Source organism: Streptomyces pratensis (genome assembly GCF_016804005.1).
GTDB classification, from domain to species: Bacteria; Actinomycetota; Actinomycetes; order Streptomycetales; family Streptomycetaceae; genus Streptomyces; species Streptomyces pratensis_A.
In genome coordinates this window covers 934,160-948,795 of the sequence record NZ_CP051486.1, presented here as the reverse complement: position 1 = coordinate 948,795, position 14,636 = coordinate 934,160, and the positions used below count along the sequence as shown (strand labels likewise).

The window sequence follows — 14,636 nt, the reverse complement described above, 5'->3', positions numbered from 1 at the left end:
CCGGGGGCGCCCTCATTGCGGTTCCGGGTCCGGCCGGTGGCCGGGAGCCCGTCAGATCAGGCCGAGCTCGCGGACGGCGTCGCGCTCCTCGGTGAGCTCCTGAACCGACGCGTCGATGCGCGCACGGGAGAACTCGTTGATGTCCAGGCCCTGGACGATCTCGTACTTTCCGTCCTTCGTGGTGACCGGGAAGGAGGAGATGATGCCCTCGGGAACACCGTAGGAGCCGTCCGACGGGATACCCATCGAGGTCCAGTCGCCCTCGGCGGTGCCGTTGACCCAGGTGTGCACGTGGTCGATGGCGGCGTTGGCGGCCGATGCGGCCGAGGACGCGCCACGGGCCTCGATGATCGCGGCGCCGCGCTTGGCGACGGTCGGGATGAAGGTGTCGGCCAGCCAGGCCTCGTCGTTGACGACCTCGGCGGCGTTCTTGCCGGCGATCTCCGCGTGGAAGATGTCCGGGTACTGGGTCGCCGAGTGGTTGCCCCAGATCGTCAGACGCTTGATGTCGGAGACGGCGGCACCGGTCCTGGCGGCCAGCTGCGAGATCGCGCGGTTGTGGTCGAGGCGCGTCATCGCGGTGAAGCGCTCGGCCGGTACGTCCGGGGCGGCGGCCTGCGCGATGAGGGCATTGGTGTTGGCCGGGTTGCCGACGACGAGGACCTTGATGTCGTCCGCGGCGTTGTCGTTGATGGCCTTGCCCTGCGGCTTGAAGATGCCGCCGTTGGCGGACAGCAGGTCGCCGCGCTCCATGCCCTTCGTGCGCGGGCGGGCGCCGACCAGGAGGGCGACGTTGGCGCCGGCGAAGCCGACGTTGGCGTCGTCCGTGATCTCGATGTTGCGCAGCAGCGGGAAGGCGCAGTCGTCGAGCTCCATGGCGGTGCCCTCGGCGGCCTTCAGGCCCTGCGGGATCTCGAGGAGTCGCAGGTTGACCGGCACGTCCGGGCCGAGCAGGTGGCCGGAGGCGATGCGGAAGAGCAGCGCGTAGCCGATCTGGCCGGCTGCGCCGGTCACGGTGACATTCACGGGAGTGCGGGTCATGGCGATCTCCGTTAGACAGCTGGCGGTGGGGGTCCCTGCCCCTGGTGCTGGATACCTCTGAATCTTGACGTGAAGAGATATCCAGCGGTCAGGCTATCCGACCCTCGTCGCCCGGGCCGCCCGCCCCCCTGTGGGACCGCACACAGTCCGTCACGCAGCGCAGCCGCCCCTCGTATCACTCCGGCGTGGTGCAGCCGGTCGCCCCGGAGGCCAGGGTCGCGCAGGCCTTTACGTCGGAGGCCTTCTTCACGGCGACCATCGGCGTGTACGCCTCGGCGTCGGCGTACACCGTGCCGTCCTGCTCCGACGAAGCGGACGTGATCTTCACTATGTCGCCCGGGGACGCCTGGGTGATCCGGGCCCACGCCGCCCCGCATGTCTCGCTGTAGCGGACCTCGATCAGACCGCCGCCGACCGTCACCCTGGCGACCGTGCCGGCGAACTGGCCCCCGCAGCCCATGGTTTCCGGGTCCTGCCCGGTGCAGTCCGCACCGCGGCACTCGACTCCGGTGGGCAGCTGGGGCGCACTGGTGCCGGGCTCCGCGGAAGGCGTCGCGGCCACCGCGCCTGTGCTGTCGTCGCCGCCCAGATCGGTCAGGAGCACTGCACCCGCTATCAGCATGAGGGCGCCCACAGCGCTCCCGAGGAACAGGGTCACACGGCGGCGGCCGCCTCCCCGGCGGCCTCCGGGCCCCTCGGCCGTCCGAGGTCCGCCCCCGGCGGAATCCGGCACTGAGCCCGGCTGCGGCTGCTGCGGAATACCGGGTACCGCGCCGCGCTGGGTGGGCACGGACGGGGGACGGCCGCTGCCGCGACCCGCTCCCCCGGGCCCTGCGGCGGTCGAGACTCCCGTGGTCCCGCCGGCCGCACGCCTGCTCGCCACGGGGGCCGCGGCGACACCCGCCTCGCCGAGCGCCGCACGCGCCTGCGAGATCCTGATGGCCTCCATCGTCATGTCGTGCCGCATCTCGGAGCGGCTCCAGGCCCGCTCGGCCAGCTCCCACATGGTCGTCAGATGGTGCTGCTGAGTCCCCGTCACCTCTGCGAGCGCGACGATCGCCCCCCTCGGCGCGAGCAGCCTGCCGTTGAGATAACGCTCCCAAGACGTCTTGCTGTAGCCCGTGCGGTCGGCGACCGCCGCCAGGCCCAGCCCGCTGCGGTCCACCAGTCTGCGCAGCTGACCCACGAACTCCCGCATCTGCGGATCGAGTTCTTCCGGTAGTGCCTTCCAACGAGGCATTGCTTTCCCCCCAGTCGATTCCCCCGGACGCTCCCGGCGCACCCCCGCACCGGCGCCGGTCACTTCCTCTGCAGTCGGAACGGCCGGCTCCGCGCTCCGGACTACCCAGAAGGATGCACGGAACCAGCATGCCAGTTCCGGACAAAGAGGCGCACGGGGGCATTCGGTATGAGCCCAGGCTCCGTTGTGCGCCGTAGGCCCGTACCCCCGGGCTCCCACCGTTGCGTGACGTGGCCCGTACCCCCCGGGGCTCCCACCGTTGCGTGACGATCACACCGTGCCGGAATGGTCACTTCCGTGCCACAGGCACCAGGCACCCCTTGAACCAGCACCTCATGTCCATGACGCTTGTCTCAGGACAGGGCAAGGCCGCTCAAGTCACCGCATTCCGGCGCTTCTTGGAACGGCTCCCTGTTCAGGTGTCCGTCCCTTCTCGGGGGAGGGGACGGACACCCTTCAGCGGATCGTGAAGTGGACCACGTCCTGCAGGAACGGGGCCTTCAGCCACGGCTCGGGCTGCGCCATCAGTGCGAGCAGCACGATCAGGGCGCCCATCAGGCCGTACGTGACCAGGTCGGTGAACCTGGACCGCACGGCCAGCATGCCGACGGAGGGGACCGCCCAGCGCAGCACCGCCCCGGCGAGCAGCGCCACGCCCATCAGCATCGCGCCGATCCTGAACGCCTCGGCGAAGGGATCGGCTCCCACGATCAGCAGCCCGAGCCCCGCGGTGCAGAGCACCGTGAGCAGCGGCCACTGGCGGGCGGGGGCGGGAGCATCCCCCGGAGCCGCCCGGCCGCCGCCCTCGGGGCGCGCGGTGTCACGGGTCAGCGAGAAGCGGCGCGAGGGCTCCCAGGTCGAGCCGCTGCCCCCGGCTGCCGCAACAGCCCCGTCCCCGTCGGCGACGGGCGTGTCGGCGGAGGCCGACCCTAGGGCCTCGGCCTCCCCGCTCCTCCCTGGTTCCTCCGGCGTACCGGACTCACCGGCCGGCCGGGCCTCCTCGGGCTTCCCTGCCCCTTCGGGCGTTGCCGCCCGCCCGGCCGTACCGTCCGCGTGCGTACCGTCCGCCGGACTCGTACCAGCGCCCATGACGTTCCTCCGCCCGGGTCAGCCGGCGGACACGGCGTCGGCCTCGGCGGCTGCGCGCTCGGCCGCCTCGACCACGTTGACGAGCAGCTGTGCTCGCGTCATGGGGCCGACACCGCCCGGGTTCGGGGCGACCCAGGCGGCCACCTCGGCCACACCGGGGTGGACGTCGCCGACGATCTTGCCGTTCTCGTCCCGGCTGACGCCGACATCCAGCACCGCCGCGCCCGGCTTCACGTCCTCGGGCTTGATGAGGTGCGGCACTCCGGCGGCGGCGACGATGATGTCGGCCTGCCTGAGATGTGCCGAGAGGTCACGGGTGCCGGTGTGGCACTGGGTGACGGTCGCGTTCTCGGACCTGCGGGTCAGCAGCAGCGGAAGGGGACGGCCGATGGTGACACCCCGGCCGACGACGACGACATGGGCGCCGTTGATCTCCACGCCGTGACGGCGGAGCAGGGTGACGACGCCCTGCGGGGTGCAGGGCAGCGGGCCCTGCTCGTTCAGCACGAGCTTGCCCAGGCTCATCGGGTGCAGCCCGTCCGCGTCCTTCGCCGGGTCCATCAGCTCCAGGATGCGGTTGGTGTCGATCCCCTTGGGGAGGGGGAGCTGCACGATGTAACCCGTGCAGTCCGGGTTGGCGTTGAGCTCCCGTACGACCTCCTCGATCTCCTCCTGGGTGGCGGTGTCGGGGAGTTCGCGCTGGATGGAGCCCATACCGACCTGGGCGCAGTCACGGTGCTTGCCGTTCACGTACCAGCGGCTGCCCGGGTCGTCGCCGACGAGGAGGGTTCCCAGGCCGGGTGTGATGCCCTGTGCCTTGAGGGCCGCCACGCGGACGGTCAGATCGGACTTGATCGCAGCTGCGGTGGCCTTGCCATCGAGAATCTGGGCAGTCATGACACCCATCCTCGCGGATGACCCCGCCCGCATACCAATCCAGCCTGCCACGTGGACGGGAGATTGCACTTGCACAACACATTCGGCAATCAGCTGGACAAAAAGCGGACGTCACGACGACGATAAGGCCCGCATAACCGCGGGCAGTGTCGGGGGGACCACCGTTTTGATCGCACACGATTCCTCCGCGCGGGCCGCGTCGTCCCCGCACTTCGCAAACGGAGGAAATTCGCCATGAGCTTCGGCGACCCCAACAACCCCTACGGCCAGCAGCAGGGCGGGCAGCCGGGTGGGCAGCCGGGCTACGGCTACCCTCAGCAGGCGCCGCAGGGCGTTCCCCAGCAGGGCTACGGCTACCCGCAGGCACCGCCGGTCCAGGGCGGTTACGGCTTCCCCGGCGGACCCACCGAGATGCCGGGCGGTGTGAAGGCCGCCCGCGTCATGCTCTTCGTGATCGCCGGTCTCCAGGTCATCGGAGCGATCTTCGTCGCCCTCGCCGCCGCCGCCGTGAACGCGGCCAAGGAGGACCCGACGCTCAAGGAAGACGTCCAGTTCCAGCAGCTCGCCGACTACTCGGGCAACGCGCTGTGGGGCATCGTCGTCTTCGCGATCCTCTGGGGTGTCCTCGCCGTCGTGCTCGCCGCCAAGTTCGGCAAGGGCGGCAACGGAGTGCGCATCACGGCCATCGTCTTCGGCGTGATCACCGCGATCCTCGGCATCTACCCCTTCATCGTGATCGGCCTCGTCCACACGGTCCTGGCCATCCTGGTCGTCGTCTTCGTGGCCAAGTCCGACGGCGGCGCCTGGTTCAACCGCCAGCAGCAGCACTGACTTCCCCCAAGCGCACCCGCGCGTGAAGGCCGCAGCACCCGCTCATCCGCGGGTGTGCGGCCTTCAGCCGTTCCGGGGTGCCGGCGTGGTGCGCTCCATGACGACGAAGGAGCCCGCCTCCCGCGTGATCCGGTAACGCGCCTCCGGATGCAGCTGCTGGGCGTACTTCACCGGGTCGTCGATCGGCCGGGACCAGCCGAAGTCCAGGTTGATCGCGACGACGTCGGGGGCGGTGCCGGGGGCCCCTCCGATCCAGTAGACCGTACGGTCCCCGGTCAGGTGCGCCATCAGCGTGATGTCCGTCTCCACCCGCGCACCGACCGGAATGGCGTCCAGGGCCGCCTCGGCCGCGTGGGTCCGCGCGTCGGCCCGGTACGTCTCAGGGCGCAGCAGGTCGCGGAGCGGAAGATGCTGGGTGAGGGCGACGGCGATCGCCGCGGCCACGGGTACGGCCACGTTCGCGTACGAGACGAGCCAGGGCCTCTTCGATCCCCGGCTGCGGCGGATGCCGTCGGCCATGGCCAGGAAGACCACCGGCATGAGGATCGCGCTGTAGTGCCAGACCATGCCCCAGTGGTTGGAGTCCTGGGAGAGCAGACGCCATCCGATCGTGGGCAGGACGAGCAGGATCAGGGGTGAGCGCAGCGCCATGAAGGCGGTGATGCCGACCAGGAAGACCAGCATCTCCAGCTTGACGGAGGAGTTGAACACGCCCAGGACGGAGTCGAGCAGGGAGACCTCCTGCCCGCCGCTCTCCTCGATCTTCTTCCAGTAGTCGTACGTGCCCGCGCTGCTGGCCGCCGGTATGAGCACCAGAACGGTCAGCGCGAACGCGCACACACCGAAGGCCGACAGCAGGAAGCCATGGAACCGCCGTCCGTACAGGGCGAGGAGCCCGCCCACGACGGCAACGGTGATCCCGAGGTCCTCCTTGACCAGGACCAGCGGCAGGGACCAGAGGACGACGGCCCGCCAGCGCTCCATGAGCAGGGCGCGGCAGACCAGGGCCAGCAGCGGGACGGCGAAGGCTATCTCGTGGAAATCGGCCTTCACCGCTTCCTGGAGCCCCCAGGACAGCCCGTACGCGACGGTGACGCAGAGGCCCGAGCGGCCCCCAAGGATCTGCTGGACGGTGCGCCCGACGACGACCGCGGAGGCGGCGAACAGGGCGGCCTGGGCGAACAGCAGCGCGACGGCGGACGGCCAGATCCAGTAGAGCGGCACCAGGAGCGCCACAAGCGGGCTGAAGTGGTCGCCGAGTATCAGATAGCCCGGGCCCTTGATGTCGACGACAGGGGCGTCGAATCCGGCGTACGCGCGCACCTCCTGCTCGAAGATGCCCAGGTCCCAGGAGGGGGACTGGAAGTGGCTGTACCGCAGGTAGCCGTAGAGGAGGTAGAGCGCGCACAGCACCACGGCGGCGATCAGGTAGGGACGCAGCGGTGCCGGGTGCGGATCGCTCCCGTCCGGCTCCGGGTCCTGTGCCCCGGACACGTCGGTCTCGCTCTGGTTCAGGTCAAGCACGATGCCCCCGCAACGGAATCCCACTCTGGTCACTGCCGGTCGCACCGGTCCCGCCGCTACGGCCCGACAAGGCCATTCATTAGAACAGAGGGACGACTGGTTTCCGTACGCCGGGACGCACCGCAGGCCGCACCCGGGTCTGGGTACGGCCTGCGGTGGTGCGACGACCTGGGTGTCAGTGGAAGAAGTGGCGCGTGCCCGTGAAGTACATGGTCACGCCCGCCTTCTTCGCGGCCTCGACGACGAGCTCGTCACGGACGGAGCCGCCCGGCTGGGCGACGGCCTTGATGCCGGCGGCGGTCAGGATCTCCAGACCGTCGGGGAAGGGGAAGAACGCGTCGGACGCGGCGTAGGCGCCCCGGGCCCGCTCCTCGCCCGCCCGCTCGACCGCGAGCTTCGCGGAGTCCACACGGTTGACCTGCCCCATGCCGACGCCGACCGAGGCGCCGTCCTTGGCGAGCAGGATCGCGTTGGACTTGACCGCGCGGCAGGCCTTCCAGGCGAACGCGAGCTCCCGGAGCTCGTCGGCGGAGAGGGCCTCGCCCGTGGCCAGGGTCCAGTTCGCCGGGTCGTCGCCCTCCGCCTGGAGCCGGTCGGTGACCTGGAGCAGGGCACCGCCGTCGATCGGCTTGACCTCGACCTCGGAGGCCGGGGCGTCGGCGCAGCGCAGCACCCGGATGTTCTTCTTGCGGGCCAGCACCTCGACGGCGCCTTCCTCGTACGCCGGGGCGACGATGACCTCGGTGAAGATCTCCGCGACCTGCTCGGCCATCTCCACGGTCACCGGCCGGTTGACGGCGATGACGCCGCCGAACGCGGACAGCGGGTCACAGGCGTGCGCGTTGCGGTGCGCGGTGGCGACGTCGTCGGCGATGGCGATGCCGCACGGGTTGGCGTGCTTGATGATCGCGACGCACGGCTCCGCGTGGTCGTACGCGGCCCGGCGCGCGGCGTCGGTGTCCGTGTAGTTGTTGTAGGACATCTCCTTGCCGTGCAGCTGCTCGGCCTCGGCGAGGCCGCCCTCGCCCGAGGTGTAGAGCGCGGCGGGCTGGTGCGGGTTCTCGCCGTAGCGCAGGACGTTCTTGCGCGCGAAGGTCGCACCGGAGAAGTCGGGGAAGCCGGAGTCGTCGGCAGCCGCGTAACCATCGGCGAACCACGCGGCGACGGCCACGTCGTAGGCGGCGGTGTGCTGGAAGGCCTCGGCGGCCAGCCGCTTGCGGGCGGTCAGGTCGAATCCGCCCGCCTTGACGGCCGCGAGGACGTCGGTGTAGCGCTCCGGGCTGGTGACGACCGCCACGGACGGGTGGTTCTTGGCGGCGGCGCGGACCATCGACGGACCGCCGATGTCGATCTGCTCCACGCACTCGTCGTCGGACGCGCCGGAGGCGACCGTGGCCTTGAACGGGTACAGGTTGACGACCACGAGGTCGAACGGCTCCACCCCGAGCTCGGCGAGCTGTTCGCGGTGGGCGTCCAGGCGCAGGTCGGCGAGGATGCCTGCGTGCACCCGGGGGTGCAGCGTCTTTACGCGGCCGTCGAGGCACTCGGGGAAGCCGGTGAGCTCCTCGACCTTGGTGACCGGCACACCGGCGGCTGCGATCTTCCCGGCGGTGGAGCCGGTGGACACCAGCTCGACACCCGCCTCGTGCAGACCGCGGGCGAGGTCTTCGAGCCCCGTCTTGTCGTAGACGCTGACCAGTGCGCGGCGGATGGGCTTATTCACCGACATGACCGAGATGAACCTTTCGTCCCTCAATGCGATAGCCGTCGCGGGCGAGCCGCCCCACGGCCTCGACGAGCAGCTTGCGCTCGACTTCCTTGATGCGTTCGTGGAGGGCCGCTTCGCCCTCCTCCGTTTCCTCTTCGGTCACCTCGACCACGCCCTGCGCGATGATCGGACCGGTGTCGACGCCGTCGTCGACGAAGTGGACGGTGCACCCGGTGACCTTCACGCCGTACGCGAGCGCGTCGCGGACACCGTGAGCACCGGGAAAGCTGGGGAGCAGGGCGGGGTGGGTGTTGACGACGCGGCCGCCGAACTCGGCCAGGAAGCCCTTGCCCACGATCTTCATGAATCCCGCGGACACCACGAGGTCGGGGCGGTGTCCCGCCACGGCCGCGGTCAGAGCCGCGTCCCACTCGTCACGGTTCGCGTACTCACCGAGCTTGCACACGAAGGTGGGAAGGCCGGCACGCTCGGCACGTTCGAGGCCGACGGTGCCGTAACGGTCCGCTCCGACCGCCACGATCCGGGCACCGTAGCCCTCGGGGTCGTCACCGATCGCGTCGAGGAGTGCCTGGAGGTTCGTGCCTGAGCCGGAGACGAGCACGACCACACGGGCCGGAGCGGCAAAGGGGGGCGGGGAGGCCACGGCAGGGCCCTTTCTCGCGTGGTGCAGCAGGTACGCGATGTGCAGGAGGTGCGTTTGTATGGTCGTACGAAAGAAGCTCGTCCCGCGATACGGGGAACTCTACGAACGGTCCGACCGTCAGCAACGATACCGGCACACCCGGCGGCCCCCACGGGACGGGGGCGCGACCGGGAGGTAGCGTCAGGGGACAGGGAACCGCCCCCGGGCGGAAATGACGAGATGGGGAAGACGTTCACCACATGCCGGACCGCCTCCGCACCGCCCTTGGCCACCCGCTGCCCGAGCGGGCTTCCACGTTGATGCGGGAACGCAAGTCCTCATCGCCCGACTCCTCGTCGGGCTCGGGCTCCCCGTCGGGATCGGGATCCTCCCGGGGCTCGGATTCGTCCGGGTCCTCTTCCGGGTCGCCCTCCGCGTCGTCCGACGACAATCCGTTCGCGGCACCGCCCGAGGACCGACCGGACCAGCCTTGGCAGCCCCGCCACCCTTCCCACGCTCCGGGTGACCACGGCAACGGCGGGAACGGCGGCAGCGGCGAGGGCCACCCCGACGACCGTCCGGTCTGGGGCAGCCAGTGGAGCGATCAGCAGCCGGGCCGCCAGAGCGGCGGATTCGGCGGCCGCCCCGGCGGCACCGGCGGACCGAGCGGCCAGGGGGGAGGCCCCGCGGGCAGTCCCGGCGGGCTGCGCTGGGACCCCACGGACCCCGTGCAGCGGCGCGCGCGCTATGCGGTGCTGGGAGGCATGTGGGCGTTCTTCTTCGCCCTGTTCGACTTCCCCGAGATCGCGATGCTCCTCGGCGCCCTCGCCGTGTACTGGTCGATCAGCGCCCTCCGCGGTGGGCCGCGCAAGACTCAGGAGTCCGGCGGGCGACCGGCGGCCGCATCCGGCCCGGCCGGCGCGGACCGGGCCGGCACGCCCCCGGCCCCGGCGGCCGCACCCGGGGCCGCCCCCGGCGCCCAGCAGGGCAGCAGCCGGCAGCAGACGACGGCGGCCGTCAGCGGCCTGGTGACGGCGCTGCTGGCCCTGGCCATCGTGGCCACCGGCTACACGGTCCAGCTCGTCTACCGCGACTACTACACCTGCGTGAACGACGCACTCACCAAGTCCGGCGCGATCGCCTGCAACGAAAAGCTGCCCGACCCGCTGGAGCCCTTCTTCGGCGTGAAGAAGTAACCCGCCCCCTCCGAGCCGCTCGCTACGGAGCACCGGTTTCCCGGCCGGGTTCAGGGTGCCCCTGGGCATCCGGAGCCCGGCCGGCCCGCGTATCCGTCCCGGCGACGGGACCGTCGGCGGAAGCGGGTGCGGGACCGGCGGCGGGGGCAGGCCCTGACTCAGGCGGAGAGGCGGGCTCAGGCGCGGCCTCAGGAACGGGCGCTGATGTGGGCTCAGGCGCCGGGACGGGTTCGGGCACAGGCAGAGGTCCGGAGGCCGGCGAGGCTCCGGACACAGGCCCGGAGGCTGGTGCGGGCCCGGAGGCCGGCGTGGGCCCGGAGGCCGGCGTGGGCCCGGAGGCCGGCGTGGGCCCGGAGGCCGGCGCGGGCCCGGAGGCCGGCGTGGGCCCGGAGGCCGGCGCGGGCCCGGAGGCCGGCGTGGGCCCGGACGCACCCTCAGGCCCGGACGCAGACGCGGGCCCGGGCACAGACGCAGCCCCGGAGGCCGGTGCGGGAGCCGGTGCCGGGCGGGGTGCGGACGACACCCGGCCCGTCTCCGTCTTCCCCTCCGCAGGGAAGTCCGCCATCAGCCCGCCCGATACCTTCTTGAGCTTGGCCCAGCGCGCCTCCCTCGCACCGTCCTCGTGCCACGGGTCGGCCGACAGGAAGTCGTAGGGTTCCGTCCCCTCGCCCGCAGGCCCCGGCTCCTTCTCCGCCGCCTGCCCCGGCTCCTGCCCCGGATCGGTCCTCGCCGGATCGGTCCTCGCCGACTCACCGTCCGCCGCCTCCCACCGCCAACCCCATCGGCGCTCCCTCAGCCGCCAAGCCCTGAGCAGCAGCGCCACCGGTACTCCGACGACAGCGGTCCACGCGAGAGCGGCCGGGCCCACCATCCACCACACGGGGCCGAACTCCGCCAGGGCCCCGGTGCCGAGCGGGCCACCCGATGCCGCCGCCAGTGCAGCCGCGCCGAGGCCGCAGCCCACGGCGGCCAGGCCCGCCACCAGCGCAGTCTGCCCCTGGCCCCACGCCCCGTCGCGTACCCCGCGTACCGGAGCCGCCCCCCGCGCCACGGACCGCGCGACGGCCAGAGCGGCCACGGCCGGCACGGCCGCCGCCGCCCAGTTCGCCACCGTCCCCGGGCCGTGGGCCGGGATCGCCGCGAGCAGCGGGAAGTCCGGCAGCGCGGGGGGCCCGGTGAATGCGAGCGGGGTGGCCAGCGATGCCGTACCGAGGGCGAAGCCCGGCCCGAGGCCGTAGGCGGCACCCCACGTCGCCGCGTTCGGCAAGAGCGCCACCGCCAGCAGGAGGACGGAGATCCGGCCCGCCCAGTCGCCCGAAAGCCCCAGGAACGACTCCCTCGCCGCCCCCGCGTGCCACACCAGCGCCATCGTGACGAGCAGCGCTCCGCCGCCGAGCAGTATGGCCACGCCTACGCCGGCCGACCGCAGGGCCACACCGGCCCCGGAACGGAACCGGGAGCGGGCGGCCGCCTCCTGCAGGCGCAGCGGGGCCCAGACGAGCAGCGAGGTCAGCGGCCGCCCGCAGGCCACCCACACCCCCACTGCGGCCACGACCGCCACCACGAGCGTGACGGGGAAGGCGAGCGAGGCGCGGTCGGCGGGCAGCCCTCCACCCTGCGCGTACGCCGCCACGGCCAGCACCACCAACAGGTATCCCGCACCGACCGCGCAGAACGCCCCGACCGCGGAGTGTCCTCCCGAAGCCTTCCCACCCGTGTCCGCCGAGTCCCTGGCGGCCCGGTACACCAGCCACACCGGCAGCACGACGAGCAGGAGCGGCACGGTCGCAACGGGCGCGGGGTGCCCTCCCATGGTGTCGGCTCTGACGAGTTCGGCACCATGGGCGAGCAGCCAGAGCCCCGCCGCCACATGCAGGGCGCCACCCGGCCCGCTGTCGGGGTGCGCAGAGCTGATCCACAGCACCATGACCAGGACGGCCAACGAGGCCAGTCCGAGCCCCGCCGCGAGCACTCCACGCACGAAGGCGGAGGCCAGCGCGGTGGACCTGCTCCGCTCGGCCGGCAACATCGGGCTGCGCTCGGTCACTTGGGTCACCCGGCCATGCTGCCAACGACACGCGCTTATTTCGTGTAACGGGCCAATGGCCGCTGTGTCGCTCAATATACGTTTATGTACTTTTTCACCCAGTGCAGTGCCATCGGGGACGGAGACCTGGCATGACGCGGAGCACCACAGGGCCGGCTCCCGCCGAGCCGTTGCCCTCCCCCAAGGAGCGTCGCCGGCTGCGCGAGGCCAGGGCACTGAGTGCGGAAGAGGTCGCGGAGGCCGTGGGCGTCACGCCCGCCACCGTCCGCTCCTGGGAGAGGGGGCGCACCAGCCCGCAGGGCCGTCGGCGCGAGGCCTACGTCAGGCTGATCGGCGGCGCCGGGCACCACCCCGCGCCGCCCCCCGTCGCCGAAGCGACCGGGAACAGCACGATGTGCCGGCCCGAGCCAGGCACCGGACCCGCCACGAGTCCCCGGACCGCCCCCAGGCCCCCCGCGCCGGTCCAGGACTCCCCCACCCCCGCCACGCTCTCGCCGCCCACCCCCGCGCCGGACGGCGGTGCACCGGAGACGAGCGCTCCGGACGGCGGTGCACCGGAGGCGACTGTGCCGGAAGGGGCGTCCGGCCACGCCCCGCAGCCCCGGGAGGGGCTCACGGCCGAGGAGGCGTTCGACGTCCTTTACGACGCCACCGCCACCGGTCTCACCCATCAGATGTATCTGCTGACCGGCCGTCGGCGCCTTTCCCGCGAAGCCGTCGAACATGCCTTCAGGACCGCCTGGCAGCGCTGGCCCGAGGTGACCAGGGACCGTGATCCGGCAGGCTGGGTGCGGGCGGTCTCGTACGAGTACGCGATGTCCCCCTGGCACCAGCTGCGCCGTGCCCATCGCCGGGCCGATCCGCTGCCCGAGGACCCGGCGAGGGGAGCCCTGCTCGACGCGCTGCTGGGCCTTCCGCCCTCGTACCGTCGCACGCTGCTGCTCCACGACGGTGTGGGTTTGGGGCTGCCGGAGACGGCCGCGGAGATGGAGGCGAGTACGCCGGCCGCCGCGAGCAGACTGGTGAACGCGCGTACCGCCGTCGCCGGGCTGGTGCCCGGGCCGGCGGATCCCACGGGGGCCGGGGGCCGGCCGACGCCGCTCGACGAGCAGCTCCGCACCCTCGCCCTCGCGGAAGAGGTGCCCGCGCCGCCACCGGCCCCCTCGGTCCGCACGGGCGGCGAGCGCGTGGCAACACTCTGGACCCGGGCGGTGCTGTGCTTCGGGGTGCTGCTCGTCAGCTCGACGGCCTTCACGATGCACACGGCCCCCACCCGCTACGAACAGCCGCTGGCGCCTGCCGAACGTGTCGGCGGCGTCCCTCCGCTGGGCGGGCCGGAGAAGCTGACGCCCCAGGACCTGAAACTGCAGAAATCACTTCGGAGCGAGCTCACGCGCGGCCCGGAGCGCCTGGTTCCGCGGATTCCCTGAACGGGCTTCCGCTACGGGAACGGCGCGGGCCCGCACCCCTGGTCGAAGGGGTGCGGGCCCGCGCCGTTCCCGCGGTGGAGCGGTGATGCTGTGGGCGGTCAGCCGCCGAGGATCTCGCGCGCCAGCTTGGCGGTCTCGGTCGGCGTCTTGCCGACCTTCACACCTGCGGCCTCGAGGGCCTCCTTCTTGGCCGCGGCGGTGCCCGAGGAGCCGGAGACGATGGCGCCGGCGTGGCCCATGGTCTTGCCCTCCGGGGCGGTGAAGCCCGCGACGTAGCCGACGACCGGCTTCGTGACGTTCTTCGCGATGTAGTCGGCGGCACGCTCCTCGGCGTCGCCACCGATCTCGCCGATCATCACGATGAGGTCGGTCTCGGGGTCCGCCTCGAACGCCGCGAGGGCGTCGATGTGCGTCGTGCCGATGACCGGGTCGCCACCGATGCCGACGGCGGACGAGAAGCCGATGTCACGGAGCTCGTACATCATCTGGTAGGTCAGCGTGCCCGACTTGGACACGAGACCGATGCGGCCGGGCTTGGTGATGTCGCCCGGGATGATGCCGGCGTTGGACTGACCGGGGGTGATCAGGCCGGGGCAGTTCGGGCCGATGATCCGGGTCTTGTTGCCCTTCGAGCCGGCGTACGCCCAGAAGGCGGCCGAGTCGTGGACGGCGATGCCCTCGGTGATCACGACGGCCAGCGGGATCTCGGCGTCGATCGCCTCGATGACGGCGGCCTTCGCGAAGGCCGGCGGCACGAAGAGTACGGACACGTCGGCGCCGGTCTTCTCCATCGCCTCGGCGACGGATCCGAACACGGGTACCTCGGTGCCGTCGAAGTCGACGGAGGTGCCCGCCTTACGCGGGTTCACGCCACCGACGATGTTGGTGCCGTCGGCCAGCATGAGCTTGGTGTGCTTCATGCCCGTGGCGCCGGTCATCCCCTGGACGATGACCTTGCTGTCCTTGGTGAGGAAGATAGCCATGGTGTTG

12 protein-coding genes are annotated in these 14,636 nt (G+C 71.8%); 3 read left to right on the top strand and 9 right to left on the bottom strand.

The genetic code is table 11. The features are described 5' to 3' along the window. Positions 1-51: 51 nt before the first annotated feature. The 4 genes from HED23_RS04245 to HED23_RS04230 all read right to left on the bottom strand — a co-directional run bounded on the left by HED23_RS04245 (position 52) and on the right by HED23_RS04230 (position 4,267). Positions 52-1,041 (bottom strand): malate dehydrogenase, encoded by a 990-nt coding sequence (locus HED23_RS04245; RefSeq protein WP_203182079.1) that lies wholly within the window; start codon positions 1,039-1,041, stop codon positions 52-54. A 175-nt stretch (positions 1,042-1,216) separates the two neighbouring features. Next, positions 1,217-2,281 carry a helix-turn-helix domain-containing protein gene (locus HED23_RS04240; protein WP_203182078.1) on the bottom strand — a complete coding sequence of 355 codons (1,065 nt, stop codon included), beginning with the start codon at positions 2,279-2,281 and terminating at the stop codon, positions 1,217-1,219. A gap of 456 nt (positions 2,282-2,737) precedes the next feature. After that, the gene (locus tag HED23_RS04235) at positions 2,738-3,370 is read right to left on the bottom strand and encodes a DUF3017 domain-containing protein (protein ID WP_203182077.1); all 633 of its coding nucleotides are present in this window, start codon (positions 3,368-3,370) and stop codon (positions 2,738-2,740) included. Positions 3,371-3,388: 18 nt separating this feature from the next. Next, positions 3,389-4,267 (bottom strand): bifunctional methylenetetrahydrofolate dehydrogenase/methenyltetrahydrofolate cyclohydrolase, encoded by an 879-nt coding sequence (locus HED23_RS04230; RefSeq protein ID WP_203182076.1) that lies wholly within the window; start codon positions 4,265-4,267, stop codon positions 3,389-3,391. Positions 4,268-4,501: 234 nt separating this feature from the next. On the opposite strand from HED23_RS04230, the gene HED23_RS04225 reads away from it, so the two are divergent. Next, positions 4,502-5,098, top strand: coding sequence for a hypothetical protein (locus tag HED23_RS04225; RefSeq protein WP_203182075.1), 597 nt, complete (start codon positions 4,502-4,504; stop codon positions 5,096-5,098). A 63-nt stretch (positions 5,099-5,161) separates the two neighbouring features. On the opposite strand, the gene HED23_RS04220 is transcribed toward HED23_RS04225, so the two are convergent. From HED23_RS04220 to purN, 3 genes are all read right to left on the bottom strand, one after another. Then, complete coding sequence (locus HED23_RS04220; RefSeq protein ID WP_238441837.1) at positions 5,162-6,622, bottom strand: DUF2079 domain-containing protein; 1,461 nt, start codon at positions 6,620-6,622, stop codon at positions 5,162-5,164. Positions 6,623-6,797: 175 nt separating this feature from the next. Continuing rightward, a complete protein-coding gene (gene purH / locus HED23_RS04215; protein WP_203182073.1) occupies positions 6,798-8,351 on the bottom strand; it encodes a bifunctional phosphoribosylaminoimidazolecarboxamide formyltransferase/IMP cyclohydrolase in 1,554 nt (517 codons plus the stop codon). Further along, a complete protein-coding gene (gene purN / locus HED23_RS04210) occupies positions 8,338-8,994 on the bottom strand; it encodes a phosphoribosylglycinamide formyltransferase (protein WP_203182072.1) in 657 nt (218 codons plus the stop codon). The genes purH and purN overlap by 14 nt, the downstream gene beginning before the upstream one ends. Before the next feature lie 239 nt (positions 8,995-9,233). Between purN and HED23_RS04205 the strand changes: the two genes are divergently transcribed. Then, positions 9,234-10,169 (top strand): hypothetical protein, encoded by a 936-nt coding sequence (locus HED23_RS04205; RefSeq protein WP_203182071.1) that lies wholly within the window; start codon positions 9,234-9,236, stop codon positions 10,167-10,169. Positions 10,170-10,191: 22 nt separating this feature from the next. Here the strand turns inward: HED23_RS04205 and HED23_RS04200 are convergent, their stop codons facing one another. After that, positions 10,192-12,198: a DUF6350 family protein gene (locus HED23_RS04200; RefSeq protein ID WP_338019620.1), complete on the bottom strand. Its 2,007-nt coding sequence runs from the start codon at positions 12,196-12,198 to the stop codon at positions 10,192-10,194. Between the two features lie 149 nt (positions 12,199-12,347). Here HED23_RS04200 and HED23_RS04195 point away from each other — a divergent pair, with 149 nt between their 5' ends. Next, on the top strand, positions 12,348-13,646 hold the full coding sequence (locus tag HED23_RS04195; protein ID WP_203182070.1) for a transcriptional regulator: 1,299 nt from the start codon (positions 12,348-12,350) through the stop codon (positions 13,644-13,646). A gap of 98 nt (positions 13,647-13,744) precedes the next feature. Here the strand turns inward: HED23_RS04195 and sucD are convergent, their stop codons facing one another. Beyond that, positions 13,745-14,629, bottom strand: coding sequence for a succinate--CoA ligase subunit alpha (gene sucD, locus HED23_RS04190; protein WP_203182069.1), 885 nt, complete (start codon positions 14,627-14,629; stop codon positions 13,745-13,747). Positions 14,630-14,636: the final 7 nt, after the last annotated feature.